This window comes from Lentzea albidocapillata subsp. violacea (assembly GCF_900100275.1).
GTDB lineage: Bacteria > Actinomycetota > Actinomycetes > Mycobacteriales > Pseudonocardiaceae > Lentzea > Lentzea violacea.
This window is the reverse complement of sequence record NZ_FNET01000020.1, coordinates 1-14,234: the sequence shown is the minus strand read 5'-3', so window position 1 is coordinate 14,234 and position 14,234 is coordinate 1. Positions and strand designations below refer to the sequence as shown.

At 68.9% G+C, this 14,234-nt stretch carries 15 protein-coding genes; 7 read left to right on the top strand and 8 right to left on the bottom strand.

The annotated features are described in order from the left end of the window. The first annotated feature begins 1 nt into the window (after window position 1). Together BLR21_RS32385 and BLR21_RS32380 are read left to right on the top strand one after the other, a co-directional pair. Window positions 2-1,267 carry a Gfo/Idh/MocA family protein gene (locus BLR21_RS32385; RefSeq protein WP_090012062.1) on the top strand — a complete coding sequence of 422 codons (1,266 nt, stop codon included), beginning with the start codon at window positions 2-4 and terminating at the stop codon, window positions 1,265-1,267. 183 nt (window positions 1,268-1,450) lie between these two features. Further along, entirely contained in the window at window positions 1,451-2,497 is a 1,047-nt protein-coding gene (locus BLR21_RS32380) for a Gfo/Idh/MocA family protein (RefSeq protein ID WP_090012060.1), read from the top strand. A gap of 4 nt (window positions 2,498-2,501) precedes the next feature. Here BLR21_RS32380 and BLR21_RS32375 read toward each other — a convergent pair whose 3' ends face one another. Then, complete coding sequence (locus BLR21_RS32375) at window positions 2,502-4,076, bottom strand: hypothetical protein (RefSeq protein ID WP_143027979.1); 1,575 nt, start codon at window positions 4,074-4,076, stop codon at window positions 2,502-2,504. Between the two features lie 137 nt (window positions 4,077-4,213). On the opposite strand from BLR21_RS32375, the gene BLR21_RS32370 reads away from it, so the two are divergent. The 4 genes from BLR21_RS32370 (at window position 4,214) to BLR21_RS32355 (ending at window position 6,397) form a co-directional block, all read left to right on the top strand. Continuing rightward, window positions 4,214-4,729 (top strand): hypothetical protein, encoded by a 516-nt coding sequence (locus BLR21_RS32370; RefSeq protein ID WP_143027978.1) that lies wholly within the window; start codon window positions 4,214-4,216, stop codon window positions 4,727-4,729. Between the two features lie 170 nt (window positions 4,730-4,899). Further along, window positions 4,900-5,103, top strand: coding sequence for a cold-shock protein (locus BLR21_RS32365; protein WP_030476842.1), 204 nt, complete (start codon window positions 4,900-4,902; stop codon window positions 5,101-5,103). Between the two features lie 212 nt (window positions 5,104-5,315). After that, entirely contained in the window at window positions 5,316-5,888 is a 573-nt protein-coding gene (locus BLR21_RS42855; RefSeq protein ID WP_090012053.1) for a P-loop NTPase family protein, read from the top strand. Continuing rightward, the gene (locus BLR21_RS32355; protein ID WP_256335087.1) at window positions 5,885-6,397 is read left to right on the top strand and encodes a Rossmann-fold NAD(P)-binding domain-containing protein; all 513 of its coding nucleotides are present in this window, start codon (window positions 5,885-5,887) and stop codon (window positions 6,395-6,397) included. Before BLR21_RS42855 ends, BLR21_RS32355 begins: the two co-directional genes overlap by 4 nt. 4 nt (window positions 6,398-6,401) lie before the next feature. Here BLR21_RS32355 and BLR21_RS32350 read toward each other — a convergent pair whose 3' ends face one another. The 6 genes from BLR21_RS32350 to BLR21_RS32325 form a co-directional block, all read right to left on the bottom strand. Continuing rightward, window positions 6,402-6,863, bottom strand: a complete 462-nt coding sequence (locus BLR21_RS32350) for a hypothetical protein (RefSeq protein ID WP_143027975.1) — start codon at window positions 6,861-6,863, stop codon at window positions 6,402-6,404. Window positions 6,864-6,944: 81 nt separating this feature from the next. Next, on the bottom strand, window positions 6,945-7,520 hold the full coding sequence (locus BLR21_RS32345) for a TetR/AcrR family transcriptional regulator (protein WP_030476838.1): 576 nt from the start codon (window positions 7,518-7,520) through the stop codon (window positions 6,945-6,947). After that, complete coding sequence (locus tag BLR21_RS32340) at window positions 7,517-9,391, bottom strand: YhgE/Pip domain-containing protein (RefSeq protein WP_090012047.1); 1,875 nt, start codon at window positions 9,389-9,391, stop codon at window positions 7,517-7,519. Before BLR21_RS32340 ends, BLR21_RS32345 begins: the two co-directional genes overlap by 4 nt. Beyond that, window positions 9,388-10,014 (bottom strand): hypothetical protein, encoded by a 627-nt coding sequence (locus BLR21_RS32335; RefSeq protein ID WP_090012045.1) that lies wholly within the window; start codon window positions 10,012-10,014, stop codon window positions 9,388-9,390. Before BLR21_RS32335 ends, BLR21_RS32340 begins: the two co-directional genes overlap by 4 nt. 78 nt (window positions 10,015-10,092) lie before the next feature. Further along, a complete protein-coding gene (locus tag BLR21_RS32330; RefSeq protein ID WP_090012044.1) occupies window positions 10,093-11,013 on the bottom strand; it encodes a GNAT family N-acetyltransferase in 921 nt (306 codons plus the stop codon). An 11-nt stretch (window positions 11,014-11,024) separates the two neighbouring features. Beyond that, a complete protein-coding gene (locus BLR21_RS32325; RefSeq protein ID WP_090012042.1) occupies window positions 11,025-11,858 on the bottom strand; it encodes a class I SAM-dependent methyltransferase in 834 nt (277 codons plus the stop codon). 181 nt (window positions 11,859-12,039) lie between these two features. On the opposite strand from BLR21_RS32325, the gene rpsA reads away from it, so the two are divergent. Beyond that, window positions 12,040-13,530: a 30S ribosomal protein S1 gene (gene rpsA / locus BLR21_RS32320; RefSeq protein ID WP_030476833.1), complete on the top strand. Its 1,491-nt coding sequence runs from the start codon at window positions 12,040-12,042 to the stop codon at window positions 13,528-13,530. 380 nt (window positions 13,531-13,910) lie between these two features. On the opposite strand, the gene BLR21_RS32315 is transcribed toward rpsA, so the two are convergent. Next, the coding region (locus tag BLR21_RS32315) for a transposase (RefSeq protein WP_143027974.1) at window positions 13,911-14,234 on the bottom strand (324 nt) is incomplete at its 5' end.

Genomic DNA, 14,234 nt, shown 5'->3' with positions numbered 1-14,234 from the left:
GATGGCGCGCAGGCGGTACGCGGTGGTCGGCACGGGAGCGCGGGCGGAGCGGCACGTCCGCGCCATCGCGGTCGAACACGCGGGCACCTGCGAGCTCGTGGCGTTCGCCGACGTGAACCGGACCAGGATGGACGTCCACAACGACCGCCTCGCGGAACTGGGCGTCGAGCCGGTTCCCACGTACGACGCCGAAGACTTCCTGAAGATGCTCGACGAGCAACGGGTCGACGTGGTGGTGGTGACCACCGTCGACCGTTTCCACGACACGTACATCGTTGAGGCGTTGGACGCCGGTTGTGACGTCGTGACGGAGAAGCCGATGACGACGGACGTCCCGTCGGCCGGCAAGATCCTGGACGCGGTGCATCGCAACGAAGGCAGCGTCACGGTCACCTTCAACTACCGCTACAACCCGATCCACGAGAAGGTGCGCGCGCTGCTCGCGGACGGCGCTGTCGGTGAGATCGGGTCCGTCCACTTCGAATGGTTGCTGGACACCCGGCACGGCGCCGACTACTTCCGCCGCTGGCACCGTGACAAGGCCAACTCCGGCGGTCTCATGGTCCACAAGGCGACCCATCACTTCGACCTGCTCAACTGGTGGGTCGGCTCGGTGCCCGAAACCGTGTACGCGCACGGCCGGTTGTTCTTCTACGGCAGCGAGAACGGCGAGCGTCACGGGTACACGCACGACGGCAGGTTCGATGTCGATCTGGAGCAGAACGCCTGGCTCAAGAAGCTCTACGTCGACGCACGGCACGAGGACGGCTATCGCCGCGACCAGAACCCGTTCGAGCCCGGCGTGTCCATTGAGGACGACATGTCCGTGCTCGTGCGCTACGCCAGCGGGGCGAATCTGACCTACCACCTCACGGCCTATTCGCCGTGGGAGGGCTACCGGCTGATGGTCAACGGCAGCAGGGGTCGTCTCGAACTGGAGGTCGTCGAGAACTCCTGGGTGTCGGGTCAGGACCCGTCTGTGCACGGCGTCGCCGCAAACCCCGAGCAGGGGTGGGCGAAGCTCTCGGTGCAACGGCTGTTCGCCGAACGCGAGGACATCCCGCTGGAGTACGACCGGCACGGGCACGGTGGCGCCGACCAGCGCATGGTCGACGCGCTGTACGGCCCCGCCGGGCAGGAGGACCCGCTCGGGCGCAAGGCGACGCACTACGACGGCACGCTCTCCCTGCTGACCGGGTTCGCCGCCAACCGCAGCTTCGAGACCGGGCAGCCGGTCCACGTCGCCGACGTCCTCGACCTCCGATAGCGGTCACCGTGGTCCCGGCGCCATTGCCCGTTCGGGTGGCTGTGTTGACGCTTCGGGCGCCGTTGGTGCCGGGATGCTGCCGCAAACGAGTCTTGGTTGGCGCGGCGCATTGAAATTACCGGCACCTCGGCTGATGCTGGTGGCCGCGTTGGTGGCGGAGTCCGCCCGAGAAGGGTGAGAGCGATGCGTGTTGCGCTGGTCGGTGCTCGGGGACATGGGGCGCGGCACGTGGAGAACCTGGTCCGGCTCGGCCACGACGGGCTCGCCACGTTCGTCGGCGTGGTCGACGTGGCGGACGTCGACGTGCCGGTGCCGTCCTACCCCGATCTGCCGTCGCTGGCGGCCGAGCTCCACCCCGAGGTCGTCGTGGTCTCCTCACCGCCCGCGACACACCGCGACCACGTGCTGGCGGCGTTCGAACTGGGCTGCGACGTGCTGGTCGAGAAGCCGGCGGTGCTGTCGGTGACCGACTTCGACGAGATCTCCGCGGTGGCGCTGGACCGCGGCATGGTGTGCCAGATCGGCTTCCAGACGCAGGGCACGGGCTCGTACCGGCGGCTCTGCTCGTTGATCGGCTCCGGGGCGCTGGGCGACATCACGGGCATCGGCGCCGCCGGGCGCTGGGTGCGCTCGGACTCCTACTACGAGCGCTCCGAGTGGGCGGGACGGCAGGGCGAGGACGGGACGCTCGTCAACCCGTTCGCGCACGCGCTGCAGAACGCGCTGCTGCTCGCCGATGTCGAGGAACGAGCCGACATTGCTGTCGAACTGGAGTTGTACCGGTGCCGCGACACGATCAGTGCGGACGACACGGCCTGTGTCCGGGTGACGGCTGATGGTGCGCCGCCGGTCGTGGTCGCCACCACGCTCTGCGCGGCGACATCGTTGCCACCGGTCGTCCTGGTGCACGGGACGCTCGGGCAGGCCGTCTGGTGGTACGACGACGACAGGCTGACGGTCAACGACCACCGCATGGCCGTGGCACCGTCGGTCGACCTCCTGGAGAACCTCATCCGGCACCGGCAGACCGGCGAGCCCCTGGTCGCGCCGCTGGCCGCCGCGCGGGCGTTCACGTCGATCGCCGAGCAGTGCGGCAAGGCCGACGTACCGCTGCTGCCCGCCCGCCGCGTCGGTGAACGGGTGGTGCTCGACGGCATCGACGAGGTCGTCGTGCGGGCGGCCGAGAAGATCGCGACCTTCACCGAGCTGGGCTGCGGTTTCGGCAGGTAGCCGGCTACCGGGGAGACGGCAGCGGAGGCCAGCCAGGGTCCTTCGGAACCGGCCGCTGGACCGGGTCACGCCCGGCCCACCATCCGGCCGCGACGACCAGGACCAGGCTCACCGCCGCGAGGACCAGACCGAGCCCGATGGCGGGATCACGCTCGGTCGGCTGACCTGCGGTCCAGCCGAAGACGGGACCTAGGAATGCCAGGCCGGTCAGCACGGCGGCGGCGCCGACCACCAGCACGCGTGATCGGCGCAGCACCCCCACCGTCATCGTGAGCCCGGTACCGGCGATGACCTGGAACAGCGCCACCACCAGCCCCAGCCCGATCGTCGCGGTGGAGTTGCTGAAGAACGACACCATGGCGGTGAGCGGGACAGCCCCCACGAGGAGAAGGCCGGCCGGAAGTACGGCGACGAGGCCATATCCGGTACGGGCACGAGCTCGGCCGGCCGCCACCGACACCCCGATCAGCAGGGCGAGCAGGGCGATCAGTCCGGCATCGATGATCTCCTCCCCGAGCCCGTGGCCGAACGCGGTGAGCGGCACCGGCCGGATTTCCAGCCCGGTCTCGGCGACCACGACCGGTACGCGGCGCCAGGTGCCGTCGACGCCGCAGACCGCCAGACCCTCCGCCCCGTTGGCCACGAACACCTCGTGCCCACCTGGGACGGCGCGGACCAGGACCTCCACACTGGCGACCTCGCCAGGGCGCTCGAACCCGCGGGGAAACCGGTGCTGGCTCAGGACGAACGGCCACCGGGCGGCCGGCACCTCCCACGCGGTGCGCCAGGTCCGGCCGTTGTCGGTCGTCTCGTCGACGCCGAGCAGGCGGCCCCCGCGTGCCGACTTCGCATAACCGGAGAGGTCACCGCCGCCGTGCACGCGGTAGCAGTGTGCGGGGTCATCGGGTACGCAGGCTTCGGTCTTCCGCTGACGCTGCGGTGGCGACGTCAGCAGGCTCTCCGGGGTCTCCGGCACAGGCGTCCAGTCGCCGACGCCCGACGCAGAGGTGTAGGTCCGCCTGTCCACCTGGATCATCACCCGCGTGCCGCCCTCGTCCGCGCCGGTCACGGAGTCGACCGACGGGACCGTGTCGCCGGGCGCCGACGTCGCGGCGATCGCCAGGACCGCGAACGGCACCGCGACCAGCACCCGCACCCTGGAAACCAGACCGTCCGGCAGCGGCGGGGCCGCCGACACCCGGCGCCAGGCCCACCAGGCGAGGCCCAGCGCGGGCAGCGCGACCAGGTCGGCCGGATCGGCCAGGACGCCCGAGGGCCCGTTGACGACCGACCACGCCGCCGACGCGACCTCGGCGCCCGCGGGGGTCAGCTTGACCACCGCGAATCCGGCGCCGGTCAACAGCACCGAAACTCCGGCGGCGATCCGGTCGGCGAGGAACAGGCTCACCAGCAGCCCGAGCACCGGCGGTGCCACCACCAGTCCGGCAACGTCGCTGAGCTTGCCGGTGACGAGCCCCGGCCACGCCTGCTTGAACACGTGGTCGTTGAGCAGCAGCACCACGGTGGCGCCGACTGTCAGCGGATGTGCCACCCAGCGCAGAAACCCCCCAGTTCGCATCGGTACAGCCTGCGGTGCGCCGATCACGGCCGTGACACGGCTCAGCGCCAGATCGGCGCAGGCCAGCGGGCCTCGGACAGCACCAGCCGCTCGCCGAGTACCCTGCGCGCCCAGGTCCGTACTTACCGGGGGTGGTCGTGAGCGCCTACATCGACCTGAAGGACGTCCGGGTCACCGGCTACGTCAGCATGGGCCTGATCGCGCTGGTCGCCGCCGAGTCGATCTGGGGCACGATCAACGACTGGCAGGGCGGCTCGTCGTCGTGGAGCTTCCTTGCCATCATGCTGGTCGTGCCGGCGGGCGTGGCGTCCATCGTGTGGTTCCGCGGTGTGACCCACAATGCCGAGGCGATCGCGTTGCACGGCGTGCGGACGGTCTCGCAGGTATGGAAGGCGAGCGACCCGGCGCAGCGCGAAGTGCCGTTCGCCCAGCGCGTGGCGAGCCCGTTGATCAAGCCCTGGCAGTACGCGTTCCTCGCCATGGTGCTGTGCGACGTGCTCGAGTCGTTGCTGCTCGACACCCCCTTCTACGTGGTGTTTTCGACCCTGTCGACGTTGTGCGCGATCGGTGCGGGCGGGCTCGCGTGCTTCCTCGTCTTCCGCATCTCGATCATGCAGCGGAGGTTCGCGGTACCTCAACGCAAACGCGGCTAGGTTGGGGTATACTTCTTTGTTGGTTGCAGTTTCGTGTTCGTGTCTTACACGCTCGCCTAACTTCAGTTGCGAGTGCTTCTCCTTCTTCACGGTTGGGGCAAGGCTCATGACCAACCACGGAGTGGCCGCACAGTGCGGCTCGCTCTTCAGTAATCAAGGAGAAGCAGTACATGGCAAACGGCACCGTCAAGTGGTTCAACGCTGAAAAGGGCTTCGGCTTCATCGCCCCCGAGGACGGCGGCGCTGACGTCTTCGTTCACTACTCGGCCCTCAACGGCGGCGGCTACCGCAGCCTCGAGGAGAACCAGAAGGTCTCGTTCGACATCACGCAGGGCCAGAAGGGCCCGCAGGCGACGAACGTCACCGCTCTCTGACGTTGTTTCACCCCGAAGGGCCTCCGGAGTTTTCCGGGGGCCCTTCGGGCGTTTCCGGGCCCGCTCCGCACCGTGTCGTGCTCATCGGGTTTTCGTTGGTGGTGTGGCCCGGAACGTTGCCGGGGGAATTCGCGGTCAGACGCGCCGCGAGGTGCCCTGCTGAGCGTGGATTACCTCGCCGACGTTCCGGGTCGCTCCACTAGCCTGACCCGATGCCGTTGCTCGGACCAGCTGATCCGCTGCCGCACGTGCCCCGGCGCATCCTCGTCGCCGGCAACGCCGGATCCGGCAAGTCGACGCTCTGCCTGCGCATCGCCGAGCAGCGCGAACTGCGGCGGGTCGAGCTGGACAGCCTCTACTGGGGTCCGCAGTGGACGCCGCGGCCGGAGTTCTTCGCGGAGGTCGCCGCGTTCGCACAGGACGACCACTGGGTTACCGAATACCAGTACCGGTCGGCACGGCCCGCGTTGCTCGCCAGGGCGGACACGGTGGTGTGGCTCGACCACCGGTTCCCGGTGGTGATGGGACGGCTGGTGAGTCGCACGATCAGACGTCGCGCGGCAGGGGTGGAGTTGTGGAACGGTAATCGGGAGTCGTCGCTGTGGTCGGCGTTCACCGACCCGGAGCACATCCTGCGGTGGGGCTGGAAGAGCTACCGGCGCAACCGGGCCAGGGTGCTCGCCCTGGTCGACGACGTGGTGGTCGTGCGGCTGCGCGGGCAGGCGCAGGTGGAGCGGTGGCTCTCGGGACCGCTCGCCTCGGTCGGGGAGGAGCGTGCTCGGTGAGAACTGCGCTGGTGCTCGGCGGGACAGGCATGCTGGCAGGCTGCGCGGGCCAGCTCGTGGCACGTGGATGGCGGGTGGTGCTGCCCTCACGCACGCAGCCGCTGATGGCCGACGACGGTCCCGGACGGGCGGCGCGGGCGTCGCTCTCACTGGGCCATCGGCCGACGTGGGTGCGGGCGGACTGGGCGGAGCCCGCCAAGCTCGCGTCGGAGGTCGAGTACGAGCTCGACGGCCACCTGGTGAACCTGCTCGTGGCGTGGGTGCACGACAGCTATCGCGTGAGCGTCCTCAACGCCGTGCGACACCTTCTCGCAGAAGGAGCGCCGGTGGTGGAGGTGCACACGTCCGCGCCGGTGCCCGACCCAGTGCTCCCGCACCCGACGCAGCAGGTGTTGCTCGGTCACTTCGCCCACGACGCCACGCTGCGCACGAACCGTGCGGTGCTGCAGGCCGTCGAACGAGGACTGGAGGGACGGGTGCCCTCGCTGCACCACGAGGACGCCCGCTGAAGCCCTACCGGACCTCGGTCTTCACGATCCTGGCCCGGCCGATCTCCGCCAGCACCTTGATGCCGGCCGCGACGTCCACGAGCTGGCGGACGACCAGGTCCTCGTTGCGGAGGTCCGCGATCTTCTGCCTCGTCTCCGTGACGAACTCGAACTCCGCGACCTCCGCCGCCTCGATCTCGGCGACCTTCTGGAAGTCCTTGCTGAAGTCCAGCACCACCTCCGCGCCGTCGAGGACCACCAGCTGGTAGTCCGACGGCACGTCGGAGGAGAAGCCCTTCTGGAACACGCCGCTGACCTTGATGCCCTCGGCTGTCTCCTCCAGGTCGAGCACGCCGTCGACGGGCGTGAACAGCGCTTCCTGGAAGTCGGCGGTGGCCTTCACCGGCTCGGGCTCGGCCAGCGCCGGGGAGGCCGTGAGGGCGATGGTCGCGAGCAGGGCGGTGGCGATGTTCAGCAGTTTCGGCATGTCTTCGTTCGTACCGGCGGGCAGGTGGCCCTGCTCGCTCAAACGCGTCGCTCGTTCGGGGGTGACTCCGCGCGCTCAGCTCTAACGCGCCGAACGCATCCCGCGCACCAGCAGCATGACCGACTCGCGCACGTCCGCCCGTGACCGCTCCGGCTGGAACACCTGCCAGTCCAGCGCGATCACGAGCAACGTGCCGAACAACGCCGCCGACGCGGTGCCGACCTCGACCCCCGCGGGCAGGCGGCCCGCGTCGGCCAGGCGCTTCATCTGGCCGCGCACGATCGAGACGATGTCGTCGCGCAGCAACGAGAGAGTGCCGTGCCATTGGCCCGGTGTGCGCCACAGCTCCGAGACGAGGAGCTGGCCGAACGCCGGGTACTCGGCCCAGAAGCCGAGCATCTCGTCGACCAGCGCCTCCAGCGAGTCCTCGGACCCCTCCGCGGACCGCAGCCGGCCCGCGAGGATCTCCACGCCGTGGTGCAGCAGCGCTTCGACCAGGGCGTCCTTCGAGGCGAAGTTGTAGTAGATCGTGCCCTTGGCGACGCCCGCCTCCGCGGCGATCTCGTCGACCGTCACCGAGGCCGCGCCCCGTTCGCCGACGAGCTTCAACGCCGCGTCGAAGAGCTTCTGCCTGGTCGCCGTCGTCCGCGCGCTCACAGCACGAGCTCCGGCTTCAGCTTGGATGCTGTCCACACGCGCTGCTTGTAGGCCGCCACGGACGTCAAGGCTAGGGCTCCGACCAGCCAGGCGAGAAGGATGAGGGCGTCCTTTCCGACGCTGCCCAGGTCACCGCCGTACATCAGGTGGCGCAGGCCGTCGACCGCATAGCCCATCGGCAGGCCGTAGTGCAGCGGGTACAGCGGCACCGGGATCGTCTGCCACGGGAACGTGCCACCCGCGCTGACCAGCTGGAGGATCAGCAGGATCAGGCCGAGGAACTTGCCGACGGCGCCGAACGCGGCGTTCAGCGCGTGCAGGATCGCCACGAACGTCAGCGACATCAGCGCGAGGAACCCGAACGTGCCGATGGGGTTCGACGGCTCGATGTCCACTACGAATCGCACGACCGTGAACATCACGAGCACCTGCACGATGCCGAGCAACGCACCCGGCAGCCAACCGCCCAACGCGACCCTGAGCGCTGACTGACCGGCGGCGAGCGCACGGCGTGAGAGCGGGCGCAGCAGCAGGAACAGCACGAACGCGCCGATCCACGTCGCCAGGCCCAGGAAGAACGGGGCGAGGCCGGCGCCGTACGTGGCGGCCTTCGTCTGGGACAGCCCGCGCACCGCCACCGGGTCGCCGATCGCCTGCGCGATGGCCGCCCGGGTCGGGTCGTCCTGGTTCGGGATCTTGTCCACGCCACCGGACAGGCCGTCCCGCAGCTGCACCGATCCGTCGGCCAGTTTCGCGGCGCCGTCCTTGAGCTGCGGCGTTCCCTGCGCGGCCGTCTGCAGGCCCTCACGGAGCCTGGTGGCGCCGTCGTCGAGCTTCGCGATGCCGTCGACCAGCCCCGGCATCTTCGCCGAGAGCTGCTCGGCGCCGTCGGCGACCTGGTCCGCGCCGGTGGCAAGCTTGCGCAGGTCGCCGGCGGCACCCTGGACCTTGCCGTTGGCATCGTCGACCGGCTTGCGCACCTGACCGATCGTGGTCAGCACGTTCTGCACCTGGTCCTCGGTGAATCCCAAGGCGCGCAACCGTTCCGCGATGTCGCCGTCTGCCTGGTCGAGCACGCCGACGAGGGCCTGGGCCTTCTTCGCGTACTCCTCGGCCTGGGTCGCGGCGGTCTCGTTGCCGTTCGCGACCTGGCGGGCCCCGTCGGCGATCTTCCTCGCGCCGTCGGGCAGCGGCGCGGTCTGGGAACGCAGCTCCCGTGTGCCGCCATTGAGCTGCGCGGCACCGGTGGAGAGCTGTTGAACGCCCTTGTCCAGCTCGGTGATCTTGTCGCGCAGCTCGGCGTTGCCGTCCGCGAGCTGCTTGGCGCCGTCGACGGCCTTGGCGGTCTCCTGGCGGATCGTGGAGAAGCCGAGCAACAGCCTGTCCGCGGCCTCGGTGGAGACCTTCGCGGTCACCGCGCGGCGCACCTCGGAGACGACCTGGTTCGCGATCGTGCTGCCCAGGTAGTTGTTGGCGTCGTTGGTCGTCAGGGTCAGCACGCCCTGGCGCGGCTTGTTCTGCTCCGCGGACGTGAGCGCCTCGGAGAAGTCCTCCGGCAGCGTGAGGGCGAAGATGTACTCGCCCTTCCGGACGCCCTCGTCGGCGTCGTCGACGACCTTCCAGTTGAACTTCTTGCCGTTGAGCAGCTCGTCCGCGACGTCCTTGCCCGCGTTGAGGTCCTTGGCGCCCTTGTCCTTCACGACCAGTGCGGCGGGCACGTGGTCGAGGTTCGCGTACGGGTCCTTGTTGGCGTACAGGTAGAGCGACGCGTACAGCAGGGGCACGAGCGCCAGTGCCAGAACGGCGAGTTTGGGCAGCTTGCCGGACGTGACCCGGCGAAGTTCGTTGAAGGCCATGCGTAGGGCGCTCATGCGGTGATCTCCATCTTGGTGTTGTCCTCACCAAGGCGCGCGTGCGGGATGTCGAGGATGTGGGCGGAGGAGTTCGAGCACAGGACGACGACGGACCGTTCGGGGGTCACGTGGTCGTGGGCCAGGGCGAACCACTCGCGCGGGTCGGGGTGGTAGCGGTCGGGGCAGTCGAGGACGAGCGCCGTCACGCCCGGACGTGACGCGGCCAGTTCGAGGAGCACCGCGCACCGCGTCCGCGCCGGAACGTGCTCGAAGCGCTTGTCCGCGTGCTCGTCGGCGGCGTGCTGCACCAACCAGTCGTGCACCGCCTTCTTGCCGGACGGCATGCCGTTCATCGCGAGCTCCTCGCCGACGACGGCGGACAGGCTCAGCGCCTCCTCCGGCTCGTTCACCTCGGGGGCGTCGACCAGGACGACGCGCTTGCGCAGCGTCTTCGCGTCCGGGGACACGGTGCCCGTCGAGGGCTTGATGCGGCCGGAGAGCAGCAGGCCGAACGCCGTGTGACCGGTGCCGGGCTCGCCCGCGACCAGCGTGAGCTCGCCGGGCTGCACGGTCAGCGAAGTCGGCCGGAGCAGGGGACCATGGCCCCCGTTGACGCCTGCGCGACTTGCGTGGATCTCCACGGCTTTACCTTCCTTTTAAACTGACCGGTCAGTACAAATTCTCGCGCAGACCTCGGCGCCCTGCAACTCGGACATAGGTCACCTAAGGGCTGACGCGGGGCGTACTTCCCAGACGGTCCACAGCGGCCGGTAGCCCTGACGGGGCCAGAAGACGCTGCTCAGCGGGTTCGGCGGGTTGTAGTAGAGGTACGTGCCGACCGTGCCCATCCGGTGAAGTTCCTGGTGGGCGTAGGCGAGGAGCTGCTGGCCGATGCCGGTGCCACGGGCGCCCGGCAGGACCGAGACGCAGTTCACATAGCCCCAGCGGCCGCGGGGGAGTCTGGCGGCCGCGGCCGTGCCGGGTTCGGACGACACGATCGCGCACTCGGCGAGCGCCACCGCGATGCCGTCGCGCTCGGCGAGCCAGATGGGGCTCGCGTTCTCGAGTCGCTCGATCAGCGCATGGCGTTTCACCTGGGCGGCGTTCGGGCGCACGATCGTCGAGCCGACGTAGGAGGAGTACTCCAGCTCCGTGAGCGACAGCTCCAGCACGGTCTCCAGGTCGTGCGGGGTCGCACGGCGCATCGTCAGCGTGCGCGAGATGTGCTGTGCCGGAGTCCTCAGGCGCACGGCGAGCACGGACAGCGGCACGAGTCCGTGGTCGAGGAACGCCCGTGCGGCTTTGGTGTCGCGGCTCGGCCAGTGCACGACGCACGCCGTGTCGTCGTGCACTTCCTGCGTGTCGAGGTGCCGGCGGAAGCGGGTGAGCAGCGCGTCCATGCCCTGGGACTCGCCGACGAGCGGCAGCATCTCCCACACCTCGGCCGCCGACCACAGCCGCGTGGTCGTGTGCGGCTCGAAGCTCTGGTGGCTGATGATCCCGGCCACGCGGGTGCCGTCCGCCAGCGCCGCCGAGATGACGTGGCCGTCCGTGGGCGGTTCGGTGGCGGGCGGAAGCAACGGGTCCAGTGAGGCGAAACGGGCTGACTGGGCCGCCACTAGTCCGCGTGCCGAGGTCATGGCAGGTGAGATTACGACGTCAGGCGGGTCCGGAAGATCGCGGTGCCGGGGAAGAGCTTGCCGCGCAGCGGGCTCCACTGGCCCCAGTTGCGCGTGTGGCCCTTCGGCCATTCGGGTTCGACCAGGTCCTCGAGCACGAAACCGGTGTTCGTGAGCGCCCGGACGTAGTCGCCGAGCGTGCGGTGGTGCTCGACGTAGGTCGCCTTGCCCTCCTCGTCCACCTCTACATAGGGCGTGCGGTCGAAGTACGACTGCGTGACGGTGAGACCGAGCGGTCCGGGGTCGTCGGGGAAGATCCACCTCATCGGGTGGTTGACCGCGAACACCCAGGGCGCGCCGGGCCTGAGCACACGGGCGACCTCACCGAAGACCTCCTGGACGTCCGCCACGAACGGCACGGCGCCGAACGCGCTGCACGCGGCGTCGAAGGAGTCGTCCCGGAACGGCAGCTGGTCCGCGCTGGCCTGGACGAGCGGCACGTCGATGCCGGTCTCGGCGTTGTTCCTGCGGGCGTGGCGGAGCATGCCGGCGGAGATGTCGAACGCGGTGACGTCGGCCTTGTTCTCCTTGAGCCAGCGGGCGCACATCGCACTGCCGCAGCCCACCTCCAGGATGCGCTGACCAGCGATTTCACCCAGGAACCGGGCATCGGCCTCGCGCAGGCCCTCCGGGCACCACACGAAGTCCGCCGCGCCGAGGAACTCGCCGTGCGTCTCGTGGTAGTCGTCGGCGTCCGCGTCCCACCAGATCTGGTTCGCCACGCGCGACTCCGCGGCGTCCGCCCCGCGCTTGACGATGCCGGCGGTACCGAGCGCTTGTTCCGCGCTCGCGTGCTGGTTGGACACACTGCTCCTTCACATGGGGGCTGGTTTGCTTGCGCGTCTCACGGCCGCGTACGATATCGCGTGCGTAGTGGGTTAGCGCTGCCCATGATCCAGAAGTGCCGGCTTTCCAGGTCTCTGAGTCGCTGCGCGCGCACCACCACCCAGCCAATCGATGCCAATCCGTACCGGAGCCACCTACCTAATGTCCACCGACACCACCACCGCCCCCGTTGCCGCTGCTCCCAAGCAGGTCGCGATCAACGACATCGGGACGGAGGAGGACTTCCTCGCAGCTATCGACTTGACGATCAAGTACTTCAACGATGGCGACATCGTTGAGGGCACCATCGTCAAGGTCGACCGGGACGAGGTCCTGCTCGACATCGGCTACAAGACCGAGGGCGTCATCCCCTCGCGTGAACTGTCGATCAAGCACGACGTCGACCCCAACGAGGTTGTCAAGGTCGGTGACGAGGTCGAGGCGCTTGTTCTCCAGAAGGAGGACAAGGAAGGCCGTCTGATCCTCTCCAAGAAGCGCGCCCAGTACGAGCGCGCGTGGGGCACCATCGAAGCCCTCAAGGAGAAGGACGAGCCCGTCAAGGGCACGGTCATCGAGGTCGTCAAGGGTGGTCTCATCCTCGACATCGGCCTCCGCGGCTTCCTCCCCGCCTCGCTCGTCGAGATGCGTCGCGTCCGCGACCTCCAGCCGTACGTCGGCCGTGAGCTCGAGGCGAAGATCATCGAGCTGGACAAGAACCGCAACAACGTGGTCCTGTCCCGCCGCGCGTGGCTGGAGCAGACCCAGTCCGAGGTCCGCAGCGAGTTCCTCAACCAGCTGCAGAAGGGCCAGGTCCGCAAGGGCGTCGTGTCCTCGATCGTCAACTTCGGTGCCTTCGTGGACCTGGGTGGCGTCGACGGTCTCGTCCACGTGTCGGAGCTGTCCTGGAAGCACATCGACCACCCGTCCGAGGTTGTCGAGGTCGGCCAGGAAGTCACCGTCGAGGTCCTCGACGTCGACATGGAGCGCGAGCGCGTGTCGCTGTCGCTCAAGGCGACGCAGGAAGACCCGTGGCGCCAGTTCGCCCGCACCCACGCGATCGGCCAGATCGTGCCGGGCAAGGTCACCAAGCTGGTTCCGTTCGGTGCGTTCGTCCGCGTGGACGAGGGCATCGAGGGCCTGGTCCACATCTCCGAGCTGGCCGAGCGCCACGTGGAGATCCCGGAGCAGGTCGTCCAGGTCGGCGACGACGTCATGGTCAAGGTCATCGACATCGACCTCGACCGTCGCCGCATCTCGCTGTCGCTCAAGCAGGCCAACGAGGGCTTCACGGTCGACACCGAGTTCGACCCGACCCAGTACGGCATGGCCGCCGAGTACGACGACCAGGGCAACTACATCTACCCCGAGGGCTTCGACCCGGAGACCCAGGAGTGGCAGGACGGCTTCGACAAGCAGCGTGAGGAGTGGGAGCGCCAGTACGCCGAGGCGCACACTCGTTACGAGGCCCACATGAAGCAGATCCGCAAGGCCGCCGAGGCCGAGGAAGAGGCTTCGGCCGAGGGTGCGGGCAACTACACCTCCGGTGGCGAGGCTCCTTCCACGTCCGTGGGCGCGCCGGCTCAGTCCGGTGGCACGCTTGCCTCCGATGAGCAGCTTGCTGCTCTGCGGGAGAAGCTGTCGGGCGGCATGTGAGTCGCTAGTTAGACCTTCGAAGGCCCCTGCACCCGGTTTTGGGTGTGGGGGTCTTTGTTGTTTTGGGGCACGGCTGTTGTGGGTGGTTGGGTTGCGGGCGGCGGCCGGGTGGGCGGCGGCCGGGTGGGTGGCGACCGGGAGGGTGGTCGGGCTTGCGGGCCGAGACCGGGCGGGTGGTCGCCTTTGCGTGCCGCGACCGGGCGTGCCGCGACCGGGCGGGTGGTCGCCTTGCGGGCGGCGAGCTTGCGGTTGCGTGCTTCCCCTGGGGCTCTGCCCCAGACCCCGGCAATCTGATCAGGGGGTAGCGCCGCACGTAGGTAGATGGCACGCCTGTTGCTGTGGGCGGCTGCCTGTTGCTTTGAGGGACGCTCCTATAGATGTCAAGCAGTGAGTGCGAGGTCTTTCATGATCGCTGTGTGGGCTTCGCGGAGGATATAGCGCTTGAGGCAGCGGATGATGTCGCGTTTGGTGAGGCCTTGTTCGGTGCGTCGTTGCAGGTAGGCCTGGGTGCGTGGGCAGTAGCGCAGGCGGACGACGGCGACGATGTGCAGGACGCGGTTGGCTTGGCGTTCGCCGCCTTTGTTGAGGCGGTGGCGGTCGGTTCGTCCGGATGAGGCGGGTAGTGGGGCGACGCCGCAGAGTTTGGCGAAGGAGGCTTCGCTGTGCAGGCGTTCGGGGTTGTCGCCGGCGGTGACGAGGAGCTG

What these genes read in the sequence shown, in the direction of transcription:
- BLR21_RS32385 (WP_090012062.1), top strand. Translation starts at nt 2, where the DNA reads ATGGCGCGCAGGCGGTACGCGGTGGTCGGCACGGGAGCGCGGGCGGAG.
- BLR21_RS32380 (WP_090012060.1), top strand. Translation starts at nt 1,451, where the DNA reads ATGCGTGTTGCGCTGGTCGGTGCTCGGGGACATGGGGCGCGGCACGTG.
- BLR21_RS32375 (WP_143027979.1), bottom strand. Translation starts at nt 4,076, where the DNA reads ATGCGAACTGGGGGGTTTCTGCGCTGGGTGGCACATCCGCTGACAGTC.
- BLR21_RS32365 (WP_030476842.1), top strand. Translation starts at nt 4,900, where the DNA reads ATGGCAAACGGCACCGTCAAGTGGTTCAACGCTGAAAAGGGCTTCGGC.
- BLR21_RS42855 (WP_090012053.1), top strand. Translation starts at nt 5,316, where the DNA reads ATGCCGTTGCTCGGACCAGCTGATCCGCTGCCGCACGTGCCCCGGCGC.
- BLR21_RS32350 (WP_143027975.1), bottom strand. Translation starts at nt 6,863, where the DNA reads ATGCCGAAACTGCTGAACATCGCCACCGCCCTGCTCGCGACCATCGCC.
- BLR21_RS32340 (WP_090012047.1), bottom strand. Translation starts at nt 9,391, where the DNA reads ATGAGCGCCCTACGCATGGCCTTCAACGAACTTCGCCGGGTCACGTCC.
- BLR21_RS32330 (WP_090012044.1), bottom strand. Translation starts at nt 11,013, where the DNA reads ATGACCTCGGCACGCGGACTAGTGGCGGCCCAGTCAGCCCGTTTCGCC.
- rpsA (WP_030476833.1), top strand. Translation starts at nt 12,040, where the DNA reads ATGTCCACCGACACCACCACCGCCCCCGTTGCCGCTGCTCCCAAGCAG.